At 70.9% G+C, this 25,164-nt stretch carries 22 protein-coding genes; 7 read left to right on the forward strand and 15 right to left on the reverse strand.

Features of this window, described 5'->3' with window-relative positions:
- Nucleotides 1-50 precede the first annotated feature (50 nt).
- Nucleotides 51-968, forward strand: a complete 918-nt coding sequence (locus tag AB0J36_RS14950) for an NlpC/P60 family protein (protein ID WP_357170814.1) — start codon at nucleotides 51-53, stop codon at nucleotides 966-968.
- 26 nt (nucleotides 969-994) lie between these two features.
- Here the strand turns inward: AB0J36_RS14950 and AB0J36_RS14955 are convergent, their stop codons facing one another.
- The 3 genes from AB0J36_RS14955 to pnuC form a co-directional block, all read right to left on the reverse strand.
- Entirely contained in the window at nucleotides 995-1,993 is a 999-nt protein-coding gene (locus AB0J36_RS14955) for a TerC family protein (protein ID WP_357127253.1), read from the reverse strand.
- 288 nt (nucleotides 1,994-2,281) lie between these two features.
- Nucleotides 2,282-3,379 carry an AAA family ATPase gene (locus tag AB0J36_RS14960; protein WP_357392800.1) on the reverse strand — a complete coding sequence of 366 codons (1,098 nt, stop codon included), beginning with the start codon at nucleotides 3,377-3,379 and terminating at the stop codon, nucleotides 2,282-2,284.
- Nucleotides 3,376-4,032 carry a nicotinamide riboside transporter PnuC gene (gene pnuC / locus AB0J36_RS14965; protein ID WP_357127246.1) on the reverse strand — a complete coding sequence of 219 codons (657 nt, stop codon included), beginning with the start codon at nucleotides 4,030-4,032 and terminating at the stop codon, nucleotides 3,376-3,378. The genes AB0J36_RS14960 and pnuC overlap by 4 nt, the downstream gene beginning before the upstream one ends.
- An 84-nt stretch (nucleotides 4,033-4,116) precedes the next feature.
- Between pnuC and AB0J36_RS14970 the strand changes: the two genes are divergently transcribed.
- Nucleotides 4,117-4,410 carry an antibiotic biosynthesis monooxygenase family protein gene (locus AB0J36_RS14970; protein WP_357127243.1) on the forward strand — a complete coding sequence of 98 codons (294 nt, stop codon included), beginning with the start codon at nucleotides 4,117-4,119 and terminating at the stop codon, nucleotides 4,408-4,410.
- Nucleotides 4,411-4,512: 102 nt separating this feature from the next.
- On the opposite strand, the gene AB0J36_RS14975 is transcribed toward AB0J36_RS14970, so the two are convergent.
- The 4 genes from AB0J36_RS14975 to uvrB all read right to left on the reverse strand — a co-directional run bounded on the left by AB0J36_RS14975 (nucleotide 4,513) and on the right by uvrB (nucleotide 9,580).
- Nucleotides 4,513-5,370: a helix-turn-helix transcriptional regulator gene (locus AB0J36_RS14975; RefSeq protein ID WP_357127240.1), complete on the reverse strand. Its 858-nt coding sequence runs from the start codon at nucleotides 5,368-5,370 to the stop codon at nucleotides 4,513-4,515.
- A 185-nt stretch (nucleotides 5,371-5,555) separates the two neighbouring features.
- Entirely contained in the window at nucleotides 5,556-5,924 is a 369-nt protein-coding gene (locus tag AB0J36_RS14980) for a VOC family protein (RefSeq protein WP_363660735.1), read from the reverse strand.
- A 432-nt stretch (nucleotides 5,925-6,356) separates the two neighbouring features.
- Nucleotides 6,357-7,196: a helix-turn-helix domain-containing protein gene (locus AB0J36_RS14985; protein WP_357170810.1), complete on the reverse strand. Its 840-nt coding sequence runs from the start codon at nucleotides 7,194-7,196 to the stop codon at nucleotides 6,357-6,359.
- A 275-nt stretch (nucleotides 7,197-7,471) separates the two neighbouring features.
- A complete protein-coding gene (uvrB, locus tag AB0J36_RS14990; protein WP_357170808.1) occupies nucleotides 7,472-9,580 on the reverse strand; it encodes an excinuclease ABC subunit UvrB in 2,109 nt (702 codons plus the stop codon).
- Nucleotides 9,581-9,894: 314 nt separating this feature from the next.
- Here uvrB and AB0J36_RS14995 point away from each other — a divergent pair, with 314 nt between their 5' ends.
- On the forward strand, nucleotides 9,895-11,520 hold the full coding sequence (locus tag AB0J36_RS14995) for a hypothetical protein (RefSeq protein ID WP_363660736.1): 1,626 nt from the start codon (nucleotides 9,895-9,897) through the stop codon (nucleotides 11,518-11,520).
- 7 nt (nucleotides 11,521-11,527) lie between these two features.
- On the opposite strand, the gene coaE is transcribed toward AB0J36_RS14995, so the two are convergent.
- Entirely contained in the window at nucleotides 11,528-12,712 is a 1,185-nt protein-coding gene (gene coaE, locus AB0J36_RS15000; protein WP_363660737.1) for a dephospho-CoA kinase, read from the reverse strand.
- Nucleotides 12,713-12,908: 196 nt separating this feature from the next.
- Nucleotides 12,909-14,408: a 30S ribosomal protein S1 gene (rpsA, locus tag AB0J36_RS15005; RefSeq protein WP_357127222.1), complete on the reverse strand. Its 1,500-nt coding sequence runs from the start codon at nucleotides 14,406-14,408 to the stop codon at nucleotides 12,909-12,911.
- Nucleotides 14,409-14,849: 441 nt separating this feature from the next.
- On the opposite strand from rpsA, the gene AB0J36_RS15010 reads away from it, so the two are divergent.
- The 4 genes from AB0J36_RS15010 to AB0J36_RS15025 are packed head-to-tail and all read left to right on the forward strand — an operon-like array spanning nucleotide 14,850 to nucleotide 16,907.
- Nucleotides 14,850-15,656 (forward strand): class I SAM-dependent methyltransferase, encoded by an 807-nt coding sequence (locus AB0J36_RS15010; RefSeq protein WP_357127219.1) that lies wholly within the window; start codon nucleotides 14,850-14,852, stop codon nucleotides 15,654-15,656.
- A 57-nt stretch (nucleotides 15,657-15,713) separates the two neighbouring features.
- On the forward strand, nucleotides 15,714-16,316 hold the full coding sequence (locus tag AB0J36_RS15015) for a Uma2 family endonuclease (protein ID WP_363660738.1): 603 nt from the start codon (nucleotides 15,714-15,716) through the stop codon (nucleotides 16,314-16,316).
- A gap of 35 nt (nucleotides 16,317-16,351) precedes the next feature.
- A complete protein-coding gene (locus AB0J36_RS15020) occupies nucleotides 16,352-16,570 on the forward strand; it encodes a DUF2945 domain-containing protein (RefSeq protein WP_357127213.1) in 219 nt (72 codons plus the stop codon).
- Complete coding sequence (locus AB0J36_RS15025; RefSeq protein ID WP_357170800.1) at nucleotides 16,557-16,907, forward strand: DUF3140 domain-containing protein; 351 nt, start codon at nucleotides 16,557-16,559, stop codon at nucleotides 16,905-16,907. Before AB0J36_RS15020 ends, AB0J36_RS15025 begins: the two co-directional genes overlap by 14 nt.
- 352 nt (nucleotides 16,908-17,259) lie before the next feature.
- Here AB0J36_RS15025 and polA read toward each other — a convergent pair whose 3' ends face one another.
- The 6 genes from polA to AB0J36_RS15055 form a co-directional block, all read right to left on the reverse strand.
- Nucleotides 17,260-19,959, reverse strand: coding sequence for a DNA polymerase I (polA, locus tag AB0J36_RS15030; protein WP_357127207.1), 2,700 nt, complete (start codon nucleotides 19,957-19,959; stop codon nucleotides 17,260-17,262).
- A gap of 101 nt (nucleotides 19,960-20,060) precedes the next feature.
- A complete protein-coding gene (locus tag AB0J36_RS15035; RefSeq protein ID WP_357127204.1) occupies nucleotides 20,061-20,771 on the reverse strand; it encodes an ABC transporter ATP-binding protein in 711 nt (236 codons plus the stop codon).
- Nucleotides 20,761-21,681 (reverse strand): ABC transporter ATP-binding protein, encoded by a 921-nt coding sequence (locus AB0J36_RS15040; RefSeq protein ID WP_357127201.1) that lies wholly within the window; start codon nucleotides 21,679-21,681, stop codon nucleotides 20,761-20,763. Before AB0J36_RS15040 ends, AB0J36_RS15035 begins: the two co-directional genes overlap by 11 nt.
- Nucleotides 21,674-22,864, reverse strand: coding sequence for a branched-chain amino acid ABC transporter permease (locus AB0J36_RS15045; protein WP_357127198.1), 1,191 nt, complete (start codon nucleotides 22,862-22,864; stop codon nucleotides 21,674-21,676). Before AB0J36_RS15045 ends, AB0J36_RS15040 begins: the two co-directional genes overlap by 8 nt.
- Nucleotides 22,861-23,811, reverse strand: a complete 951-nt coding sequence (locus AB0J36_RS15050) for a branched-chain amino acid ABC transporter permease (protein ID WP_357127195.1) — start codon at nucleotides 23,809-23,811, stop codon at nucleotides 22,861-22,863. The genes AB0J36_RS15045 and AB0J36_RS15050 overlap by 4 nt, the downstream gene beginning before the upstream one ends.
- A 111-nt stretch (nucleotides 23,812-23,922) precedes the next feature.
- On the reverse strand, nucleotides 23,923-25,089 hold the full coding sequence (locus tag AB0J36_RS15055) for a branched-chain amino acid ABC transporter substrate-binding protein (RefSeq protein ID WP_357127192.1): 1,167 nt from the start codon (nucleotides 25,087-25,089) through the stop codon (nucleotides 23,923-23,925).
- Nucleotides 25,090-25,164 lie beyond the last annotated feature (75 nt).

A 25,164-nucleotide genomic window follows, 5' to 3' on the forward strand; every position in this document is an offset into this window, starting at 1 on the left:
TTTTCTTCATAGGGTTGCCCCCAGACAGCCGACACGAGCTGGGGGTCGATGTGGAGCTTCAACCGGGCCGCGAGGCCGTCGTCCGGGTCGCGGTGGCGACGCTGTGGTCAGCGCCCGAGGCGGTCCGGACGGTCGACGGTCCCGCGCTCACGGCCGGCGTCGACATCCCGACCTGGGTCTCCGGCCTGGACACCGACCAGCAGGTCGGCGACTGCGTGTTGAGTCAACTCCTGCTCGGCGAGCGGGTGCTGATCGACGAGCTGCGCCCGGACGGCTGGGCCCGGGTCGTCGCCGTCGAGCAGCCGGCCGCCAAACTCGATCCCCGCGGCTACCCGGGCTGGCTCCCCGCCGACCAGCTGACCCCCACCGATCCCACCGTCAGCGGCGACCCGCTCGTCGTGGACGCCACCGTCACCGGGCTGCACGCCACCCCGGACGGGCCGGTCGTGCTGCCGGGAGTCGTCGTCGGCACCCGTCTCGTCCCGGCCGGTCCCGCCCGCGACGGCTGGCGGGCGGTCCACGTCCCGGGCCGGGCCGCGCCGCTCTGGCTGCCCGACGGGCACCTCGTCCCGCCGTCGAGCGGGCCAGCCAGCGCCGCCGACGCGCTCGCGGTGGCCCAGCGGCTGCTGGACGTGGCCTACATCTGGGGCGGGCTGTCGGCGTACGGCATCGACTGCTCGGGCCTCGTCCACCTGGCCTGGCGCCGGTTCGGGGTGCTCCTGCCCCGCGACGCCGACGACCAGGCGGTGGCGACGACCCCCCTCGACCTGGGCGCGGAGCGCCCCGGCGACCTCTACTTCTTCGCCCGTCCCGGCCGGAAGATCCACCACATCGGCATCGTCACCGCCGCTGCCGACGGCTCGACCGACCGGCGGATGCTGCACGCCTGCTACCGACGGCGGCGGGTGATCGAGGAGCCCCTACCGGCGGACCGGACGGCCACCCTGGTGGGCGTGCACCGGGTCTGACCGGCCGGCCCGTCGCGGCGCCGGCCTCAGCGCCGGGCCGCGGCCAGCTCGCGACGCCGGTCCCGGGCGGACTTGACCAGGCTGGCGACGGTGGCGACGCCCAGCGTGCCGATGATGACCAGCAGGGACAGCCAGATCGGGATGTGCGGCGCCCACCCGACGTGCTCCCCGCCGTTGATGAACGGCAGGTTGTTGTCGGCCAGCGCCTCCAACACGAGTTTGACGCCGATGAAGCCCAGGACGACGGCCAGTCCGTAGCTCAGGTAGATCAACCGGTCGAGCAGGCCGCCGAGCAGGAAGTAGAGCTGGCGCAGACCCATCAGCGCGAACACGTTCGCGGTGAAGACCAGGTACGGCTCCTGCGTGATGCCGAAGATCGCCGGAATCGAGTCCAGCGCGAAGATCAGGTCGGTGGTGCCGATCGCGATCATCACGATCAGCATCGGCGTGAACAGCCGTCGCCCGTTCTCGTGGGTCGTCAGCTTCGCGTCGTCGTAGCCCTTGGAGATCGGCAGCGCCCGGCGGCTCCACCGGATCAGGAGGTTCTCGGAGAACTCGTCCTCGTCCGGCTCACCCTGGCGGGCCAGGTTGATCGCCGTGTAGATGAGGAACGCGCCGAAGATGTAGAAGACCCAGGAGAACTGCGAGATCAACGCCGCTCCGGCGGCGATGAACCCGCCACGCATCACCAATGCCAGCACGATGCCGATGAGCAGCACCTTCTGCTGGTACTGCCGGGGCACCCCGAACCGGGCCATGATGATGACGAAGACGAAGAGGTTGTCCACCGAGAGGCTGTACTCGGTGAGCCAACCGGTGTAGAACTGCCCCGCCGAGCTGGCCCCGGAGGCCAGCCAGACACCGGCGCCGAAGAGCAGGGCGAGGCCGACGTAGAAGGCGACCCAGAGGCTCGACTCGCGCACGCTCGGCTCGTGCGGACGCCGACCGATGATCAGCAGATCGACGAGCAGCACCGCAGACAGTGCGACGAGGGTCCCCGCCCACACCAATCCGGACACGTCCAACGTTCATTCCTCCGGCAGACACGCGGCGTCGGGCACACCGTACGCCCCTGGCGGGGCCGGCGTGCCGCTGTCGCTCACTCTGGTGACTGTCGGAGGTCTCTTCCGCCCCCGACCCGCGAACGGGACGGCGACCGACGGAGCCGGGTCGGTCGCCGAGAATCCGGCGATCGTCCGTGCTGACGACTTCGTCGCGGGGGAATACTCCCCTCCTCGCCGACCATTGTTGCCCACCACGCGCCGTGATCACACCTGGGGCCCGGGGTGCCATCGCACACCCTCTTAGCCGTCCTAGGAGGCTAGCGTGTCGGGTGCGCTGATCGGGTCGGTGAACGACCAGCCGGACGCCAGCAGGTCGTCGCAGACCCGCACGGCCCGCGCCAGCCGCTCGGCGTGCGATCCGGTCAACTCCACCACCGGCACCCCCGACCCGGCCAACTCGTCGCGGAACCGGTCGGTCATCCAGGCCCGCAGGTGCTCACCGTCGCGCAACCCGTCGTCGGCGAACGGCACGCCCCGGTGGTCGGTCAGCAGGTACCGCGCCGGCCGGCGGGCCGCCGCCCGCACCTGCGGCGACGCGCTACCCAGGTAGCGCTCCTCCCAGACCGCGGTGGCCCGCGCGTCGGTGTCGCAGAACAGCAACGGCCCCGACGACCGGGCCGCCGCGTCCTCGGCCGCCTGCTGCTCGCGGACCACCTCGCGAAAGTCGTCGCGGTCCCAGCCGACGTCGAAGATCGTCGCCTCGGGCGAGCGCTCCCGCAGCCGGGCGAGCTTGCGGGCCGTCAACTCCCGGCCGTACTCGGGAACCCAGACGGTGCCGTAGTGCGCGGCGAGCGCCTCGGCCATCGTGGTGGTGCCCGTCGACTCGGCGCCGACCACCACCACCCGCCGCACGAGAGCGGCCCGCACCGGCGGGCTCAGCCACCGCCAGTGACCCGCCGGGTCCGCGCGGACCGCCGTCCCGGAGACCGGCACGGTCCGCCGATCCGGATCGACCGACACGGGTACGGCCCCGAATCGGCGGGCCAACTCCGGTCCGTACGCCTCGGAGGAGAAGACGGCGTCCACCTGCTCCGGTCCGACCGCCTCGCGGAACACCGCGCAGTGCGCGTCCCAGACCGCCGGGTCGTCGTAGTCCACCGGATGGTCGTCGTACCGGCCGACGAACCGGACCCACGGTGTGTCCGCGTGCGCCTCGCGCAGCCAGTCCAGCCGGGCCGCGAGCGGGATGGACTCCCGACGCGACGGCGCCACCACCACCGTGACGGTGGCGCAGCGGGCGGCCGCCGCCGCGATCAGGGCATGGTGCCCGGCGTGCGGCGGATAGAACTTCCCCACCACCATCCCGTGCCCGAACTCGGGACGCCGCGCCTGCGCCGTCTCGCTCACGCGGTCACCGGGGTCGGGCCGGGCGGCGCCGGGGTAGCCGGGTCGAGTCGGCGCTCATCGGCCCGCCAGGCCCGCAACCCGACCACGCACAGCGCGAGGAAGACCAGGTACAGCACGGCCGTCAGGTGCAGCCCCTTGTAGGCGTACAGCGGGATGTAGATCAGGTCGGCCGCGATCCAGAGCCACCAGCTCTCCACCCGCTTGCGGGTCTGCCCGTATGTCGCCAGCAGGGACAGCGCCGTGGTCAGCGCGTCCGGCAGCGGCACCGTCGAGTCGGTGGCCCGGTCCAGCAGGACCCAGAGCCCGCCGGTGAGCAGCACACCCACGACCGCCAGCCACACCCACTCCCGTCGGCCGGTCCGGCTCACCGTCAGCCGGGTCCGGCGTTCGCCCCCGAACAGCCAGTGCCACCAGCCGTAACAGCCGAGCGCCACGTACACGACCTGGAGCCCGGCGTCGGCGTACAGCCCGGCCGTCCAGAACAGCAGCATGAGCAGTAGCACGTTGGCGATGCCGATCGGCCAGTTGGCGACGCGCTGCCGGGCCACCAGCCACACGTTGAGCACTCCGGTGGCGAACCCCAGCAGCTCCGCCCAGGTCGTGCCGACGCCCCCGACCTGGAACGCGGTACCGGTAAGCCAGTCGATGATCATGTCGTCAGACCTTAGGACGTGTGTCGACGGCGGAACAGACCCCGCGGCACCCGCACGACCCCGGGCCGTGAAAGGCTTGCCGGCATGGTGCTTGAGGTCGCGCTGATCGACGTACTGCCCGGACACGAGGACGCGTTCGCCGCCGCGTACGGCGAGGGTCACCCGGTGCTGGCCGGCACGCCCGGCTGCCGCTCGGTGCGGATGACCCGGGGCATCGAGTCGCCCACCCGGTTCGTGTTGTTGGTGGAGTGGGACTCGGTCGAGGCGCACGAGAAGAACTTCCGGGACACCGACCGGTTCGCGCGGTGGCGCGCGCTCATCGGGCCGCACTTCGCCGGACCGCCGCTGGTCGAGCACTTCCTCGACGTACCGGCCTGAGTGGACCTGTCGTACCCCGCGGTTACCGTGCCTCCCGCACGCGCGGGTCGCCGGTCCCGACGGGCTCGGGGGCGCCGGGCCCGGTGGCCGCGCGGGCGAGTCCTACTGCCCGACGCGGCGGGCCAGGACGGTGACCGTCTCCTCCGGTGACAGCGCCGCCGCCAACAGCGCCTCGGTCATCCGCTCGTACCTGTCGACGTCGAGCACGGTCGCCAGGCGCACGTCGGTGGTCAACGCCTCCAGCATCACCGTCCGCGGGTCCTCCGGGTCGGGAAAGGCATACCAGGAGTACGGCGTGAGCGGGTGCAGCCCGCCGCCGGCCAGCCCGCGTGGCAGCAACCGCACCGTCACGTGCGCCAGCCCGGTCACCGCCACCAGGTGCCGTAGCTGCTCCCGCCAGACGTCGACCGGCAGGTCGCCCGGGTCGCATACCGCCTCGGCCAGCACCGCCGTGTAACGCGGCGGGTCGGCCCGGCGCAGCACCTCCTGGCGCAGCGCCCGCGCCCGCACCTCGGCCTCCACGTCGACCTCGGGCGTGAGCAGGACACCGGCGGCGACCCGCGAGCGCGCGTACGCCGCCGTCTGGAGCAGACCCGGCACGAGCGCCGGCTGGTACTCGACGATGTCGGCCGCGCCCGCCTCCAGCTCGGCGTACACGCGCTGCCGTTCGCTCATCTCGCCGAGCGCCTTCCACCAGCCACGGCTGGTGGCCGCGTCGCGGGCGATAACGATCAACGCGTCCCGGACCGGGTTGGGCACCTGGTAGACGTCGAGCAGATCCAGCACGTCGGCGAGATCCGGACGGCTCTGCCCCAGCTCGATGCGGGACAGCTTCGACGTCGAGGCCCAGCCCAACCGGTCGCAGACCTGTTCCAGGGTCAGCGCCTCGCGTCGGCGTAGCTGACGCAGCTCAGCGCCGAGGCGCGCGCGTCGAATGACAGGACTTGTTGGCAACGGCATCCCCGCCTCCCCATCGAGGGAGCGTACGCAGGACGATCACCCAGTGCAATAGCGCGGTGGCGCACCGCAACTGAGGCGGTCGCGCCATGCGGGGAATCCGATGCCGTCGAAGCCTCCCTTCCCTGCTCAGGGCTCAGGCCGGTAGGCGCGGTCAAGCCGGAACTCGGCTCAGGCCGGTAGGTGGCTCAGGGCCGGTAGGTGCCGAACGACCAGTGGATACCGGCGAGGTCACGGGCGGCGTAGTCGCGGGACCCGTAGTCGGTGTCGAACGGCTCCCGGGTGATGTCCGCTCCGGCGGCACGCGCTTGGGCGTAGTGGGCGTCGACGTCGGGCACGGCCACGTAGACGGACCAGTCGTCCTCGGCCGCCGGAGACGCCGGGCCCACCCGAGGACCCAGCATGATCATGCCGGTGTCGAGGACGAGTTCGGCGTGCGCGACCGTGCCGTCCGGCGCCTCGTGCACGGCGTGCACCTCGAAGCCGAACGCGGAACAGAGCCAGTCGATCGCGGCACGCGGATCGGGATAACGAAGGATCGGATAGACGGTTCGCATAGCGACAAGTCTCCGACCCGGAGTCGACCCCCCGATTGGACGAATGTGACCCGGGCAGCCCAACCTGCGCCGGGATCGCCGCGCTGGAGCGGCCCGACCCCCAGGTTCCCGCAAACCGGGCCGTCGGCGCGCTCAGGACGCCCCCACTTCCCTGAACCCGAGTCGATCGTGAACGTTGATCCACACCAGGTCGCCGACGTGGCGGCAACCGGGCGGTCGGACACCGCCAGATCGGCGATCTGGAGTTGACCATGCGCGGCTTCAGTGGCTGTCCGTCCGTCTCACGCGCCGACGACGTCACGTACCGACGGCGTCACGCGCCGACGACCTCACGCACCGACGGCCCCACGCACCGACGGCCTCACGCGGCGACGACGTCAGGTGCCGACGGCCCCACGCGCCGACGGCCTCACGTGCCGACGGCGTCTGACGTCAGACGGGGGAGCGTGCGGCGAGCAGCGCCGCCGGTGTGGCGCCGGCGAACTGGTGGAAGTCCCGGATGAGGTGCGACTGGTCGTAATAGCCACATCGGACGGCCACCTCGGCCCAGTCGACGGCCCGTCCACGTCCGGGCGGCGATCCGGTCGCGGCGGCATCGCGCAGCGCCGCGCGCGCGTGTTGGAAGCGCATCAACCGGGCCGCCGTCTTCGGTGGCAGGCCGACGTCCTCCCGGAACCGGGCCGCCAGATGTCGCCGGCTCCACCCCAGCTCGGCGGCGAGCTCGCCGACAGCGCCGCGCCCACCGCTGGCCGTGAGCCATCGCCAGGCCCAGTCGAGGCGGGCGTCGACGGGTGGGGACGCCGCCAGGCGGTCGGCGAGTGCCGCGTCCAGGAGCGCGAAGCGCTGCGGCCAGCCCCCGGCGTCGGCGAGCCGGCCCCGCAGCCGGTCGAGCCAGCCGCCCGGGAGCTGATCGAGGCCCACCGCCCGGTTGGTCAGCTCGACCAGCGGCAGCCCGAGGACACGCCGGGCGGTCAGCGGCGTCAGCAGCAGCTCCACGCCCTCCCCCACGCCCACCGTGCGGGTGGTGCACCAGCCGTCGAAGGTGCCGGCCACGAACGAGTCCACCCGCTCGACCCCGCGCTCGGCGCCGCGCGGATCGGCCACGTCCAGCGGCGCACCCCAGCCCAGGATCAGCACCACGAAGGCACCAGCGGTCTCCCGGCGGACCAGGGGGACGTCCGCGCGTTCCCGGTAGCCGATGTACCGGTCGACGAACGGACGCAGACGGAGCTCGGGCACTCCGAGGACCAGTTCGTCGTCGATCGGCGTCATCGCACCCGACCGCCCTTCCCGCTCGCCGCACGAACCAACCACCCGGCGCGTGGCCGAGACACGCCCGCCCATGCCGGTCAAGGGTGACCAGCTCGGCACGGAGATCAACCGCGAGCGGCTGCCGGGCGCTCCACACCACAACCACGCGCGGTCACACCGGGGCCGCCCGCGCCGAGCGCCAACCGTGCCACACCCGCCCACACCAAGCGCCAACCGTGCCACACCCGCCCACGCCGCTCGTGACCGTGTCGGTCGTGCGTGGGCGGGCCCGGCTGTCACTTCACGCCGGCGGCGTCCATCCCGCGTAGCTCCTTCTTCAGGTCGGCGACCTCGTCGCGGATCCGCGCCGCCAGCTCGAACTGCAGCTCACGGGCGGCGGCCAGCATCTGGTCGTTGAGCTCCTGGATGAGCTGGGCGAGGTCGGCGCGGGCCATCCCCTCCCGCGACGTGGTGGCGGCGGTCGACCGGCTGCGACTGCGCGTCTCCTTGACCGGCGCCTTACCCCGGGAAAGCTGGCGGACCGCACCGCCGACCCGGGAGCTCTCGGTGTCCTCCGCCTCGCGGTAGATGTCGTCCAGGATGTCGTGGATCTTCTTGCGCAGCGGCTCCGGACTGATGCCGTGCGCCTCGTTGTGCGCGATCTGCTTGGCGCGACGCCGGTCGGTCTCGTCGATCGCCGCCGCCATCGACGGCGTGATCTTGTCGGCGTACATGTGCACCTGGCCCGAGACGTTACGGGCGGCCCGCCCGATGGTCTGGATCAGGGACCGGCCACTGCGCAGGAAGCCCTCCTTGTCGGCGTCGAGGATCGCCACCAGTGACACCTCGGGCAGGTCCAGACCCTCACGGAGCAGGTTGATGCCGACGAGCACGTCGTACTCACCCTTGCGCAGCTCACGCAGCAGCTCGACCCGGCGCAGCGTGTCGACCTCGGAGTGCAGGTAACGCACCCGGACGCCGTTCTCCAGCAGGTAGTCCGACAGGTCCTCGGCCATCTTCTTGGTCAGCGTCGTGACGAGCACCCGCTCGTCCCGGTCGGTCCGCAGCTTGATCTCGTGCATGAGGTCGTCGATCTGGCCCTTGGTCGGCTTGATCACCACCTCCGGATCGACCAGACCGGTGGGGCGGATGACCTGCTCGACGAACTCGCCCTGGGCCTGCTCCAACTCCCACGTGCCCGGGGTCGCGGAGAGGCAGACCATCTGGCCGACCCGCTCCAGGAACTCGTCGAACCGCAGCGGCCGGTTGTCGGCCGCGCTGGGCAGCCGGAACCCGTGGTCGATGAGCATCCGCTTACGGGAGGCGTCACCCTCGTACATGCTGCCGATCTGCGGGATCGTCACGTGCGACTCGTCGACCACGGTGAGGAAGTCGTCCGGGAAGTAGTCGAGCAGGCAGTGCGGTGGGCTGCCGGGCAGCCGCCCGTCCATGTGCATCGAGTAGTTCTCGATGCCGGAGCAGAAGCCCACCTGGCGCATCATCTCGATGTCGTACGTCGTGCGCATCCGCAGTCGCTGCGCCTCCAGCAGCTTGCCCTGGCGCTCCAGCTCGGCCAGCCGCTCGGCCAGCTCCGCCTCGATGTCGCGGATGGCCCGCTCCATCCGCTCCGGGCCCGCCGCGTAGTGCGTCGCCGGGAAGATCACCAACTGGTCGACCTCGCGGACCACGTCACCGGTCAGCGGGTTGAGGTAGTAGAGCTTCTCCACCTCGTCGCCGAACAGCTCGATGCGGACCGCCAACTCCTCGTACGCCGGGATGATCTCCAACGTGTCACCGCGGACCCGGAACGTGCCCCGCTGGAAGGCCATGTCGTTGCGCGTGTACTGGATGTCGACGAGCCGGCGCAGCAACTGGTCGCGGTCGAGGTCCTGACCGACCTTCACCTTCACCGCCCGGTCCAGGTACTCCTCCGGGGTGCCCAGGCCGTAGATCGCCGAGACGGTGGCGACCACGATCACGTCACGCCGGGTGAGCAGCGACATCGTCGCCGAGTGCCGCAGTCGCTCGACCTCCTCGTTGATCGAGGAGTCCTTCTCGATGTAGGTGTCGGTCTGCGGGATGTACGCCTCGGGCTGGTAGTAGTCGTAGTACGACACGAAGTACTCGACCGCGTTGTGCGGCATCAGCTCGCTGAACTCCTTGGCGAGCTGCGCGCAGAGCGTCTTGTTCGGGGCGAGCACCAGGGTCGGGCGCTGCAGCCGCTCGATGAGCCACGCGGTGGTGGCGCTCTTGCCGGTGCCGGTCGCGCCGAGGAGCACCGAGGTCCGGTCGCCGCGCCGCACCCGGCGCTCAAGGTCGTCGATGGCGGCCGGCTGGTCGCCGGCCGGCTGGTATTCGCTGACGACCTGGAAGCGGCCGTCGAGCCGAGGAATGTCGAGCGCCATGACATCAACGGTACGCCGAAGGTCCGACATGTTCGGCCGTCGCGCAGGGTACGTGATCGGCTTCAATATTCCCATTGTGTGGCCCATGTCACCGGGACTACCCTCTTCGTGTAGGCCGCTCGCGGCGGCCGACCGGGCCGGTGGCCAGGCCGTCACATCACGGCCGGCCGCCCCCGGCACAGCGGTCGCAGCACCCGGCTCGTCCGGCGTGCGCACCCGTGTGGTCGCGCTCACGGCGCAGACCGGCCGCCGCGAGCGCCCCTGCTCCGCACTCCGGGCTCGTCACCCGATGCCGTCCCACCCGTTTCACATCCGTGGACACCTCTGGAGCCCCGGCGCCCTCCCCCGACACCACCCGGGTCGGCATCCCGGACCGCAGGGCTCGGCACGGCGTCAGGGACGGCCGGCCCAGCCGTGCCGAGGTCAGGGACCGGAGCACCCCCGTCGGCGATACCGGCCGCGGCGTCGGGTCGGCCCAGGCCAGGCGACGCCGGCGTACGCTGCTGCTCCTGCTCGCCCTGACCGCCGTGACGTCGGCGTCGGCGCTGGTGCTCGGGCTGCTGAGTTGGGCGCCCGACCCACCCGCGCCGGCCCGGCCGCTGACCGTCGCCGAGGCCGAGCGGCTGGCCGCCATGCGGGTCACCAACCTGCGGGACCTGCGCGCCGGTGTGCGCGTCACCGCCGGCGAGGGCGCCGCCCGTACCGAGCTGGTGGGCTGGGTGGACTGGTCGCGTTCCCTGCTCTACCTGGACGTCGGCGGGCCGGGGGCGGGCGCCGACCGGGGCCTGGTGCAGAGCGCCGGCCCGGTCCTGGTGGTCCGGCCGGACCCGACGGCCGTACCCACCCCGGCCGCGCCTCCGCTGGTGCCGCCGACGGACCGCTGGCGGCTGCGTCACCTGACACCCGGCACGCGCCTGGCGTCGGTCCTCGACCTGCTCCTCGGCCTCGCGGCCGACCGCCCGGACCCGATCCCGACCGCCGGTGACGCGCGCTGGATCGCCCAGGAGGTGGTCACGGCCGGGACGCTGGACGTACTCCAGGCGTCGCTGGGCGCCGCGACGCCCACCGCCGCCAGCACCGCGGCACCGGCCAGCACCGGGGCACCGGCCAGCACCGCGGCAGCCGCCAGCACCGGGGCCGGCACGCCGGCGGCCGGCAGCCACGAGGCCCGGTACTGGCTCGACCGGGACGGCCGACTGCACAAGCTGGTGACACGTCTACCCGGCGTCGGGCCGCTCACGGTGCTCCTCGACCGGATCGACCGTCCCACGCTGCATCCGGTGGACGCGCTCGGCGGCCGACCCGGCCTGCCCCGGGCGCTCACGGAGGCCGAGCAGCGGAGGTGGAACGCGCTGCCGGCCCGGCTGCGCGGCCAGGGCGGCGCCACGCTGACGCTGGCCGCGCCGGTGGGCGTCGAGGTCAACCTGCGGGGCGCCGGTTGGCTGGGCTGGTCCGCCCGTACCGCCTACCTGGCGGTCGCCGACCTGGGCGTACCCGATCGCCGGACCCTCCTGCACCGCGACGCCGCCGGCCTGTCCCGTACCGACGTGCCCGCCGACGCCGGTGGCGGTGGCACGGCCGAGACGCCCGGTCGGCCGCCGTTCCCGGTCCCCGCCGGCACGTGGCGGACCACCCGGTCCGCCCGCGACGACCTGGACCTGCTGGTCGACGCCGCGGTGGCCGCCGCCGACCCGGCGGCCCGGCGTGGCGCCCCCGTGCGCCTCCGTGAGGACCTCGCCGACGGGCGGACGGTGGACGTCGTGGAGTTCCGCAGTGGCGCCGCGCGGCTGCGCTACTGGATCGACCGGGACGGGTTGCTGCGCCGGGTGGAGCTGCTCACCGGCCCCGGCGCGTGGGCACAGCTGGACCTCTCTCCCGCCGTGGTGCCCCGCCTCCCGCCGCCACCGCGCGCCGCCGGTCGACCGCCCGCAACACGCTGACCAGGGGTCAGGGCCGCCAGTCGGTCTGCGCGGCCCACCGCTCGGCCCGCAGGTGCTCCTCGTCGAACCAGGGGTCGCGGGCCGTGCCGGAGTCACCGACGTGCGGCGCCGCGTCCACCAGATCGCGCTTGAGCAGCAGGTACGCCGCCCGTCGATCCGGGTCGGCGCGCAGGTGGTCCCGCACCAGCAACGCGTACCGCCAGCCGGGCGAGTCCGCCGCCCGTACGTGCAGCCGCACCGGGCGACCTGGGTCGGCGCTGCCGTGCAGCCGCTTCTCCCACCGCCCCCGGCCGGCCGGACGCGGATCGTCCCACCAGTGCCCCGGGACCCGGGGGAACCCCGCGCCCGCCAGCCGCTCGGCCAGCGGCCCGTCGGCGTCCGCGAGGCTGGGCACGGCGAGCTGCACGTCGATGACGTCGGCGGCGGCCAGGCCGGGCACCGCCGTCGCGCCGATGTGGTCGATCCGCAGGTCCGCCGGGGCGACCGCGTGGCGGATCCGGGCGGCCAACCGCGCGTACTGCTCGGGCCAGCTCGCGTCGGCCTCCGCCGCGTCGTCGCGCGCGGGCGGCGACGCGACCCGCCGCTGCCGCAGATTGTGCTCGTAGGGTCGCAGCCGCTGCCGCCACAGCGTGTCCACGGCGTCGTGCAGCGCCGCCAGGCTGCCGTCGTTGGTCACCACCACGTCGGCGACCGCCCGCCGGCGATCGTCGTCGGCCTGCGCGGCGATCCGCCGCTCGGCCTCCGCGCGGGTCATGCCCCGGTCGCGCGTCAGTCGCTCCAGCCGGGTCCGCACGGCCGTCTGCACCACGACCACCAGGTGGTACGTCGGCGCGAGCCCCACCTCCACCAGCAGCGGTACGTCGTTGACGACGATCGCGTCCGGCGCCGCCGCCGCGACCAGATCGGCGGTACGCGCCCGTACCCGCGGGTGGGTGATCGCCTCCAGCCGGCGGCGGGCGGCCTCGTCGGAGAACACCAGCGCGCCCAGCGCGGCGCGGTCCAGCGCGCCGTCGGCGTCCAGTACCCCGGCGGAGAAGGCGGTGACGATCTCCGCGAGGCCCTCGGTGCCCGGCGCGACGACCTCCCGGGCGACCTGGTCGGCATCGACGAGCACCGCGCCCAACTCCACCAACCGCGCGGCCACCGCGCTCTTGCCCGACCCGATCCCGCCGGTCAAACCCACCCTCAGCACCAGGACAGTCAACCGGATCGCGGGCCACCGGCCAAACAGGCCCGTCCCGCCCGGTGCCGTCGCACACCCCGGGCCAGACCCCGCGCCGCTCGCGAGAGCGCGGCGCCACGTGCGACACGGCCGGTGGGTACGACGAAGGCCCCGCCTCCGGCGATCCGAGGATCGCGGGAGACGGGGCCTGCCGTCGTTCAGCGGGTCACTTACCGCCGGCGAGCTTCTCCCGCAGAGCGGCGAGCGCCTCGTCGGTGGCCAGGGTGCCGGCCGGCTCCTCGTTCTGCCGGCTCGGGGCCGGGCTGGACGAGGAGGTGGTGCCGCCAGTGGCAGCCGGGACGGCGGGGGCCGGGTTGGCAGCGGCCTCGGCGTCGGCGGCGCGAGAGGTCTGCACCTGCTTGGTGTGGGCCTCCCAACGCTGACGGGCCTCGGCGTACTGGTTCTCCCAGGTCTCGCGCTGCTTGTCGTACCCCTCGAGCCACTCGCCCGTCTCCGGGTCGAAGCCCTCCGGGTAGATGTAGTTGCCCTCGGTGTCGTACGTCGCGGCCATGCCGTAGAGGGTCGGGTCGAAGTGCTCCTCGCCCTCGACGAAGCCCTCGTTGGCCTGCTTGAGCGACAGGGAGATCCGGCGACGCTCGAGGTCGATGTCGATGACCTTGACCATGACCTCGGAGCCGACCTGGACGACCTGCTCCGGGATCTCCACGTGGCGCTCGGCCAGCTCGGAGATGTGGACCAGGCCCTCGATGCCGTCGTCCACCCGGACGAAGGCACCGAACGGAACCAGCTTGGTGACCTTACCCGGCACGATCTGCTGGATCGCGTGGGTGCGGGCGAACTGCCGCCACGGGTCCTCCTGCGTCGCCTTCAGCGACAGGGAGACACGCTCGCGGTCCAGGTCGACGTCCAGGACCTCGACCTCGACCTCCTGGCCCACCTCGACGACCTCGGACGGGTGGTCGATGTGCTTCCAGGACAGCTCGGAGACGTGCACCAGACCGTCGACGCCGCCGAGGTCCACGAAAGCGCCGAAGTTGACGATCGAGGACACGACGCCCTTGCGGACCTGGCCCTTCTGCAGCTTGTTGAGGAACTCGGTACGCACCTCGGACTGCGTCTGCTCGAGCCAGGCACGGCGGGACAGCACCACGTTGTTGCGGTTCTTGTCCAGCTCGATGATCTTGGCTTCGAGCTCACGCCCGACGTACGGCTGCAGGTCACGCACGCGCCGCATCTCGACCAGGGACGCGGGCAGGAAGCCGCGCAGGCCGATGTCGAGGATGAGACCACCCTTGACGACCTCGATGACAGAGCCGCGGACGACGCCGTCCTCGTCCTTGATCTTCTCGATCGTGCCCCAGGCCCGCTCGTACTGCGCCCGCTTCTTGGAGAGGATCAGACGCCCCTCCTTGTCCTCCTTCTGGAGGACCAGGGCCTCGATGTGGTCGCCAACCGTCACAACCTCGGCGGGGTCCACGTCGTGCTTGATCGACAACTCACGAGAGGGAATGACACCCTCGGTCTTGTAGCCGATGTCGAGCAGGACCTCGTCCCGATCGACCTTGACGACGGTGCCTTCGACAATGTCGCCGTCGTTGAAGTACTTGATGGTCTCGTCGATCGCGGCGAGGAAAGCCTCCTCGGAACCGAGATCGTCGTGGGTGACCCGGGTGGCGCTCGAGGGGGCCTCGATGCTGCTCGTCATGTGGGCGGTTGCTCCGGTCGGTGGGTTGTCACAGCAGGCTGGTGTGTCGCAGTGACCTGTTCGCGCCAGCGGATCCGCCGCCGGGCACACCGAACGATCGCCTAGTGAGATCATGATGTGGCTCCGACGACCGCGCACCTGCTCCCTGCCGAGGCAACGCGATCCGCGAGCGCATCGTCTAGCCTACCGTGCGCATTACCACAGCGTGCAAGCCCTCCCGCCTCCTCGCCGCGCGATGACCTGCGAAAGCCGAACAATCGCCCGGAAATGACCCCTGCTGTCTCGTAGGTCACAGCGGACCCAGCCGTCGGCTGGTCGGACCCGGTTTGACCGACTCGGCTTCCTGGAAACCGGGCCATCCCGCCGCCCCGGAGACCCCGATTTCCCCGAAGCCGGACGCGCCGCCGCCCCAATGGGGTGGGTGGGGCCTAGCGTGAGCGGGTGGATGACGACAGCCGGGTGACCCGGCGCGGCGTGGGTGACGCCGAGGTCCGGCGGGCCAACCGTGGCTGGTGGGACACCGACGCCGACGACTACCAGGCCGAGCACGGCGCGTTCCTCGGCGACGTGGACTTCGTCTGGTGCCCGGAGGGGTTGCGCGAGGCGGACGCCCACCTCCTCGGCGACGTGTCGGGACGACGGGTGCTCGAGGTGGGTTGCGGCGCCGCCGCGGCCGCCCGCTGGCTCGCCACCCAGGGCGCGCGGCCGGTCGCCTTCGACCTGTCCGCCGGCATGTTGCGGCACGCCGCCAAGGCGGCCGAGGCCACCGGGGTACGCGTCCCGCTGGTGCAGGCCGACGCGCTCGCGCTGCCCTTCGCCGACCGGTCGTTCGACGTGGCCTGCACGGCGTTCGGGGCGATCCCGTTCGTGGACGATTCGGCGGCCCTGCTCGCCGAGGTGCACCGGGTGTTGCGTCCGGGCGGCCGGTGGGTGTTCTCGGTGACCCACCCGATGCGCTGGATCTTCCTCGACGACCCCGGCGAGGGCGGACTGAAGGCCGTGCACTCGTACTTCGACCGCTCCCCCTACGTCGAGCAGGACGAGAACGGCGTGGCGACCTACGTCGAGCAGCACCGGACCCTCGGTGACCGGATCCGGGAACTGGTCGGCGCGGGGTTCCGGCTGCTGGACCTCGTGGAGCCGGAGTGGCCGGAGGGACACGAGGGCATCTGGGGGCAGTGGAGCCCGCTGCGCGGGCGGCTCTTCCCCGGCACCGCCATCTTCGTCACCGAGAAGCCCGCGGGGTGAGCGCGTCGCACCCGCGGTCCGACCTGCAATCCATCGATCGCCGGTAGGCTCGATCCCATGAGCGCCGAGCCCATCCCGACATCACCTGGCCCCTGGTGTCCGGACCCGATGCGGCAGCAGCGTGCCGACTACACGCTGGAGGACCTGCTCACCCTGCCGGACGACGCCCCCCGCGTCGAACTCGTCGACGGAGTTATCCAGGTGACACCGTCCCCCACCCTGGGCCATCAGAACATCGCCAGCCTGCTGTGGCTCTGGCTACACAGCCACGCGCCGAAGCACCTCGGCGCCGCCCAGGCCATCGGTGTCAGGCTCAGCCACAACACGAGCCGACAGCCCGACGTGCTGTTGCACCGTGCCGGGGTGGCGTCCGCCCATTGCATCCTGCGATCAGACGACGTCGTACTCGCCGTGGAGGTCGTCTCGCCCGGCACGCGACGGATCGACCGGTTCGCGAAGCCTGGTGAGTACGCCGCCGCCGGCATCCCCTTCTACTGGCGGATCGAGCAGGACCCGGTACACGTGTACGCGTACCGGATCGGCGACCGGGTCGGGCCGGGCGGTGAGCGGCAGTACGAGCTGGTCGCCGACGGCGCCGACGTGATCGAGCTGACCGAGCCGTTCGACATGAAGCTGTCGATCGCCGAGATCAGGCCGTAGTCGTTTCGCCCCGGCGGGGTCGGGTAGCCGGGGGCATGGCCGAACAGAGATTCCACCAGGGCGACCGTGTCTCCTGGTCGGCCCATGGCAGCCGCGCGTACGGCGTGGTGCAGGGCACGATCACCGAGCGGACGCGGATTCGCGGGCGGGCGGTGAGCGCGGCCCCCAACGACCCGCAGTACCGGGTCCGCAGTGACGGCACGGGCCGCGACGTGGCCCACCGCCCGGAGGCGCTGCGCCATGAGCAGAGCTGACGAGCAGGGCCGGGACACCTACCGGGAGTTCACCGACGCGGTGAACATGAAGCCCGGCGAGCTGTCGACGTGGCTGGAGACCGACGAGTCGAAGCAGGTCGGCTGGCACAAGGGTGGCCGTACCGGTGGCGGCGAGTCGGTCGGGCACGAGTCCGGCCGGAAGATCATCAACCTGCTCCGCCGCAAGCGCGCCGACCTCTCGGAGGCGGACTACAAGCACATGCGCAAGGTGGTCGGCTACGTCCGCCGGCACATGGCGCAGCGCCCGTCCGGCAACGTGCGCGACACGAAGTGGCGCTGGTCCCTGATGAACTGGGGCCACGACCCGATGAAATAGCGACCCCGACCGCCTCCCGCGGACTTCCTGCCACAGGATCCGCACCAGGCGCCGCCAAGATCCGCGCAACTTCGGCGACGTTGCTGCCTCAGACGTCCCGGATGCAGCACTTTCCCCGAAGTTGCGCGGATCATCGCGCATGCCCACCTCGTCGGGTGCGGGTGCCGCGAGAGCGGACGGGCAGCATGCAACCCGACGGGTATGGCTGCGAGAGAAAACGGACAACGACGGGACTACGCCGACCAGGTCGGGGGTTCCGGGGCAGCCCGACCCGCGCAGGGATCAAGCCTGCCGCCCGGAGCGGGTCGGGCTGCCCCGGAACCCCCACGGCGACCAGCGGACAACCGGAAGATCAGTGATCCGCGCTGTTCCAGTCCCGGCCCACGCCGACCGACACCTCCAGCGGCACCGACAGCGGGTACGCCCCGCCCATCTCGCGCCGTACCAGCGCCTCAAGGGCCTCCCGCTCACCGGGCGCGACCTCGAAGACCAGCTCGTCGTGCACCTGCAACAGCATCCGGGAGCGCAGACCGGCGTCGGCGAGCGCGGTGTCGACGTGCAGCATCGCCACCTTGATGATGTCGGCGGCTGATCCCTGGATGGGGGCGTTGAGCGCCATCCGCTCGGCGATGTCGCGGCGCTGCCGGTTGTCGCTCACCAGGTCGGGCAGGTAGCGGCGGCGGCCCAGGATGGTCGAGGTGTAACCGTCCTGGCGGGCCTTGCCGACCACCTGCTGCAGGTAGTCGCGCACCCCGCCGAAGCCCGCGAAGTAGTTCTCCATCAGCCCGCGCGCCTCTTCGGTGCCGATGCTGAGCTGCTGGGACAGGCCGAACGCGCTGAGCCCGTACGCCAGGCCGTAGTTCATCGCCTTGATCTTGCGCCGCTGGTCCGGCGTGACCTCGTCGACCGGCACGCCGAAGACCGACGAGGCGGTGGCGGCGTGGAAGTCGGCCCCGGAGTTGAACGCCTCGATGAGCGCGTCGTCCGAGGAGAGGTGCGCCATGATCCGCATTTCGATCTGGCTGTAGTCGGCGGTGAGCAGGCACTCGTACCCCGCGCCGACCACGAAGGCCCGGCGGATGCGTCGGCCCTCCTCGGTACGGATCGGGATGTTCTGCAGGTTGGGCTCGGTGGAGGAGAGCCGGCCGGTGGCCGCGACCGTCTGGTTGAAAGTGGTGTGGATCCGAGCGTCGTCGGAGACGGACTTGAGTAGACCGTCCACTGTCGACTTGAGCTTGGCGACGTCGCGGTGACGCAGCAGGTGGGCCAGCACCGGGTGCGGCTGCTGCGCGTAGAGCCACTGCAGGGCGTCGGCGTCGGTGGTGTAACCCGTCTTGATCTTCTTGGTCTTCGGCAGGCCCAACTCGGTGAAGAGGATCTCCTGCAACTGCTTGGGCGAGCCGAGGTTGAACTCCCGGCCCACCGCCTCGTACGCGCCCTGGGCGGCGGCCTTCACCTCGGCGGCGAAGTGCGCCTCCAACTCGGAGAGGTAGTCGGTGTCGGCGGCGATGCCGGTGCGCTCCATGCCGGCGAGCACCCGCATCAGCGGCAGCTCCACCCCGGCCATCAGCCGCGCGGACTGCTCGCCGTCCCGGGACAGCTCGGCGTCGATGGAGTCGGCGAGGTCGAGGGTGGCGCGGGCCTGGAGCATGAGGTTCTGCTCGGCCACCCCCTCTTCGCCCAGCCCGTCGAGGGTGAGCTGGCCGGTCTCGGGCACGTCCACTCGCAGCTCGCGGTGCAGGTAGCGCAGGGCCAGGTCGGTCAGGTCGTAGGACCGTTGGTCGGGGCGGGCCAGGTACGCGGCGATCTGGGTGTCACGGGCGATGCCGGCCAGCTCCCAGCCGTGCGCGGCGCAGGCCAGCACCGCGGGCTTGCTGTCGTGCAGCACCTTGGGCCGCTGCGCGTCGGCGAGCCAGGACGCGAGGGCGCTCTCGTCGGCGGCGTCGAGCCGGCTGGGGTCGACCCAGGCGGCCGCGCCACCGGCGCTGGCGAGCGCGAGCCCGGTGATTGAGGCGGTGTGCCGGCGGTTGGGGCCGGTGTCGAGCTTGACCGCGAGCCCGACCGGGGTGCCGGTCGGTGCGTGGGCGTCCAGCCAGGCGGCGAGCGCGCCCGACTCGGTGAGCACCTCGCCGGTCAGGTCGAAGCCCGACTCGGCCTCCGGCTCGACGGCCTCCAGGTACTGGTAGAGGCGGTCGCGCAGGATGCGGAACTCGAGGGTGTCGAAGACCTGGTGCACCGCCTCCCGGTCCCACCCTGTCCAGCGGGTGTCCTCCGGGCGCAGCGGCAGCTCCAAATCGGAGACGAGCCGGTTGATCTCGTAGTTGCGGATCACGTCGGCGAGTCGCTCCCGCAGGCTGTCACCGGCCTTGCCCTTGATCTCGTCGGCGCGGGCGATCACGCCCTCCACCCCGCCGTACGTGGTGATCCACTTGGCGGCGGTCTTCGGGCCGACACCGGGCACGCCGGGCAGGTTGTCACTGGTCTCGCCGACCAGCGCGGCGAGGTCCCGATACTGCTGCGGGCCGACGCCGTACTTGGTCTCGATCGCGGCCGGGTCCATCCGGGCCAGGTCGGAGACGCCCTTGCGCGGGTAGAGGACGGTGATCTGGTCGTCGACCAGCTGGAACGCGTCCCGGTCACCGCTGCTGATCAGCACCGACATGCCCTGGTCGCGGGCCTGGCAGGCGAGCGTGGCGATGACGTCGTCGGCCTCGAAGCCCTCCTTCTCCACAACCGGGATCTGGAGGGCGGCCAGGACCTCCTTGACGAGGCTGACCTGGCCCTTGAAGTCGTTGGGGGTCTCGCTGCGGCCGGCCTTGTACTCCGCGTACTGCTCGGTGCGGAAGGACCGCCGGGAGACGTCGAACGCCACGACGATGTGGGTGGGCTGCTCGTCGCGCAGCACGTTGATCAGCATCGAGGTGAAGCCGTACACCGCGTTGGTCGGCTGACCCGTCGTGGTGGAGAAGTTCTCCACGGGCAGGGCGAAGAACGCCCGATATGCCATGGAATGTCCGTCGACGAGGAGCAGGCGCGGCGTCGTAGCTGTCACGGCAGCGACTCTAGTCCGTCGCACCGACAACCCTCGTCGTCGCCTCGCAGACGCGACGAAACGGCCGGCGATCGCCCGCCGGCCGTTTCGTCGTCGGTGACTCAGGCCACCCCGAGGTACGCCTCCTTGACCGCCGGGTCGTGCAGGAGTTCCTGGCCGGTGCCCTCTTTGACGATCCGGCCGGTCTCCAACACGTACCCCCGGTGGGCCCGGGACAGCGCCTGCTGCGCGTTCTGCTCGACCAGCAGGATCGTCGTGCCCTGCTCGTTGATCCGCGTGATGATCTCGAAGATCTGCTGGATCAGCTTGGGCGCCAGCCCCATCGACGGCTCGTCCAGCAGCAGCAGCTTCGGACGGGTCATCAACGCCCGACCCACCGCCAGCATCTGCTGTTCACCGCCGGAGAGCGTGCCACCGGCCTGCTTGCGACGCTCGTGCAGCCGCGGGAACAGCTCGAACACCATCGCCAGGTCCTTGGCGATGTCGGCCCGGTCCTTGCGGGTGTAGGCCCCCATCTCCAGGTTCTCCAGCACGGTCATACCGGGGAAGACGCCGCGCCCCTCGGGCGACTGCCCGATCCCCCGGATCACCCGCAGGTCGGCGCGCAGCCGGCTGACATCGGCGCCGTCGAACTTGATGCTGCCGCCGGAGATGGCGTGCAGCCCGGAGATCGCCTTCATCGTCGTGGTCTTGCCGGCGCCGTTCGCACCGATCAGCGCCACGATCTCGCCCTGGTCGACGTGCAGGCTGATGCCGTGCAGCGCCTCGATACGGCCGTAGAGCAGCTTCAGGTTGTCGATCTCAAGCAGCATCCTCGACACCTCCCAGGTACGCGGCGATCACCTTCGGGTCGTCGCGCACCTCGGCCGGCGACCCCTCGGCGATCTTCTGCCCGAACTCCAGCACCACCAGCCGGTCCACCACGCCCATGACCAGTCGCATGTCGTGCTCGATCAGCAGGACGGTGACGCCCGAGTCGCGGATCTTGCGGATCAGCTGGAGCAGGGCCACCTTCTCCGCCGGGTTGAACCCGGCGGCCGGCTCGTCCAGGCAGAGCAGCGTGGGATCGGTCGCCAGCGCTCGGGCGATCTCCAGCCGACGCTGGTCACCGTACGACAGGTTACGGGCCAGGTCGCCGGAGCGACCCTGGATGCCGACGAAGTCCAGCAGCTCAAGGGCCTTGGCCTTGCCCTGCCGCTCCTCCCGCCAGTGCCGCGGCAACCGCAGCAGGGCGCTCGGCACGCTGGTCCTGTGGTTGGCGTCCGCGCCGACCTGCACGTTCTCCAGCGCCGTCATCTCCGGGAAGAGACGGATGTTCTGGAAGGTACGCGCGATCCCGAGCTTGGTGATCTGGAACCGCTTACGGCCACTGACCTTCTCGCCCCGGAACCGGATCTGGCCGGTCGTCGGGGTGTAGACGCCCGTCATCGCGTTGAAGCAGGTCGTCTTGCCCGCGCCGTTCGGCCCGATCAGCCCGAGGATCTCCCCCTCGTAGAGGGTGAAGTTGACGTCGTTGAGGGCAACCACGCCACCGAACCGCAGCGTGACATGGTCGACCTCCAGCAGCGGCTTGCGGCCGTCGACCGGGGTGGCCGGCTCGCTGACGGCCTCGTCCGGCGTCGACGAGGTCTCCGCCGGGCTGCCCACCGTCGTCCGCGCGTCGATCGCCATGTCACGCTCGCTGGTGACGTCGCGCTCGCTACCCATCCGTGGCTCACTCAACGACAGCCACCTCCTTCTGCCGGTCCTTGAGCTCGGCGGCACGCCGCCGGTTCGGCCACAGACCCTGCGGGCGGAAGATCATCACGATGATCAGCAGGACCCCGAAGATGAAGTACCGCAATGACGTCGGGCTGACGTCGAAGTCGTTGCCGAAGACGGTGGCCGTCTCCGGCAGACCGAAGACGTCACCCACCGACCGCAGCCACTCCGGAATGTAGATGACCAGGAAGCCGCCGAGGATCGCGCCACCGATGCTGCCGGCGCCACCGAGCAGCACCGCCGCCAACACCAGAATCGAATTCTCCAGGGAGAACGTGGACGAGTTGACGAAGTTGGCCTGACCGGCCCACAACGTGCCGGACAGTCCGCCGACCGCCGCGCCGATCGCGAACGCCCACAGCTTGAACCGGAACGTCGGCACGCCCATCAGCTCCGCCGCGTCCTCGTCCTCACGGATCGCCACCCAGGCGCGACCCACCCGGCTGTTGGCCAGGTTCCGGATCAGGAAGACCGCACCGATGATCACGGTGAGCAGCAGCCAGTAGTACGGCTTGAACTCGAACTGGAAGATGGCCGTCCCGTCCGGGTACTTGCCCGGCGGGTGTCCCACCTGCGGGATGCCCCGGTCGCCGTTCAGGACCCAGTCCTGGTTCTTGGCGACGATCCGGATCATCTCCGCGAAACCGAGGGTCACGATCGCCAGATAGTCACCCCGCAGCCGCAGCGTCGGAGCGCCGAGGAGCACACCGGACAACAGCGCCAGCGCGATCGCGATCGGCACCGTGACCAACCACGGCCACGGGCTCTCCAGCCAGTTGTACTCGGTGATGAGCTTGCTCTCCGGCGACGTCAACAACGCCACCGTGTACGCGCCGACGGCGAAGAAGCCGAAGAACCCCAGGTCCAGCAGACCCGCGTAGCCCACCACGACGTTGAGACCGAGCGACAGCAGCACGATCCACGCGCAGTAGAACAGCACCGCCGCCATGTCGTTGCGCGTGGTGTACAGCGGAATCCACAGACCCGGGATGTTCAGGTACTCGTAGAACCACTTGTTCGGCAGGATGTAGAGGAAGGCGAGGAAGGCCAGCAACCCGGTGATCCGGGCGGACTTCGGCAGCCCGTCGACCCGCCGACCGATGGCACTCGAAGCGGAGTGCCAGCGCTCTCGCAGAGCGGTCATGCCCGCGCCCTCCCCAACGACTCGCCCAGCAGGCCGGTCGGCCGGAACATCAGCAGGACGATCAGCACCACGAACGCGATGAGATCCCGCCACTGCGAGCCGAAGAGCGCCGAGCCGTAGTTCTCGACCAGACCCAGCAGGATGCCGCCGATCGCCGCACCCCGCAGGTTGCCGATACCGCCCAGCACCGCGGCGGAGAACGCCTTGAGCCCGAGCAGGAAGCCGATGTTGTAGCGGGTGTTTCCGCTCTTCATGTCACTGAAGACGGCGGCGACGCCGGCCATCAGACCGCCCAGCACGAAGACCAACGCGATCACTCGGCTCTTGTTGACACCCATCAGCGCGGCGGTGTTGGCGTCCTGCGCCACGGCGCGGATGCCCTTGCCGAACCGGGTCTTGTTAACGAACCAGTCCAGCCCCACCATCATGATGATGGCCACGCTCAGCGTCAGCATCTGGACCGGCGTGACGCTCCAGCCACCGATCTTGAACAGCGTGTCGGCGGGCAGCAGGGCCGGGGCGCCGATCTGACGCCGCTGGGTCAGCGTTCCCATCAGCTCCATCAGCGCGTACGAGGCGCCGATGGCCGTGATCAGGAAGGCCAGCGGCGGCGCGTTACGCCGTCGCAGCGGCCGATATGCGGTAACCTCGATGAGCAGAGCGACACTGCCGGACAGCAGCGCCGCGACGACGATCGCCAGCGCGATCAGCAGCAGCGAGCGGCCTACCGACGGAGCGCCGCTGTTACTGTCGAGCCCGAAGGCCGCCCAGGTCCAGATGGCACCGAACGTGCCGATCATGAAGACCTCGGAGTGCGCGAAGTTGATCAGGCGGAGTACGCCGTAGACGAGGGTGTAGCCGAGGGCGATGAGCGCGTAGATCGCGCCTTGCACCAACCCGGTTGTGGTCAGTTCCGGGAAGCCCCGGACGAGTTCTGCAAAGTCCACCGATGCTCCGAAGGGTGTTGCGTTGAGCCAATGCGGCCGGGATTTCGCAACCCCGGCCGCATTGAGACAACTCTTATCGTCACGCCCTCAAACCTGTGACCCTGGCGGGGATCAGGCCTTCGGGATCTCCACGTCCGGAGCCCACGCGCCGGCCTTCGCCTTGAAGGCCCACACCTTGACCTGGGCCGGGTCCAGCTCGCCGGTCGGCTCCCACTTGTAGGTCACGCCAGAGGCGGAACCGGCCTTGTTGTAGGTCGAGAGGAAGGCCTGGATGTCGGCGCGGGTGGTCTTGCCGGCCTTGATCGCCTCAAGGTAGATGTTGGCCAGGTCGAACGAGACGTCGGCGTACACGCCCGGGTCCACGCTGTACTTGGCCTTGAAGTCGGTCACGAAGGTGCCCTTGGCGGCGGTCGCCGGGCCACACGGGCAGGTGGCGATGGTGCCCTCGACGTCCTTCTGACCGGCGACCGACAGCATGTTCGCGTCGTTGATGCCGTCACCACCGATGAACGTGCCGGTCCAGCCCGCAGCCCGCAGCTGCTTCAGGAACGGCGCCGCCTCCTCGGTGTAACCGCCGTAGAAGAGAACAGCGGCACCGCTGGTCTTGACCTTGGAGATCTGCGCACCGAACTCCTGCGCGTTGTCGACCACCTTGTCGGTGCCGATGACCACCGAGCCGAGGCCCTTCTTGACCTCGTCGGCCAGACCCGCGCCGTACGCCGACTGGTCGTCGATGACGAACGCCTTGTCAGACTTCAGCACGTTCTTGATGTAGCTGGCGACGGCCGGGCCCTGGGAGAAGTCGTTACCCACACCGCGGTGGAAGACCTTCCAGCCCTTCGTCGACAGGCTCGGTCGCGTGGCCGACGGGCTGATGACGGACAGACCCGCGGTGTCGAAGATCGGCAGCGCGACCTCGCTCTCACCGGAGAACGCCGGCCCGACCATCGCCACGATCTTCGTGTCGGCCGCCGCGCTGGTCGCGAGACCACCCGCGAGGTCGGCCTTGCCCTGCGAGTCGAACGCCTGAACGGTGACCTTGCAGTCCGCGTTCTCCGCGTTGTACTTCTCCACGGCCAGGTCGGCACCCTGCTTCATCGGGGTGACCAGGCCGGCGTCGGCGCCCGAGAGCGCCCCGAAGAAACCGATCTTGAGGTCGCACGCCTTGCTGGCGGAACCACCCGACGTGCCCTCGTCCTTCTTACACGCGCTGGCGCCGCCGGCAACAAGCGCCACGATGGCGACGCTGCCGAGGACGCGCACGAAGTTTTGCCTCAAGGCTGGAACCCTCCTCCGTCCAGAAGCCCGGTGGCGCCTCGTAGAACGCCAAGGCCACACCGGACCGGACCGTTC

It is taken from the genome of Micromonospora sp. NPDC049662, assembly GCF_040675055.1.
Classification (GTDB): Bacteria; Actinomycetota; Actinomycetes; order Mycobacteriales; family Micromonosporaceae; genus Micromonospora.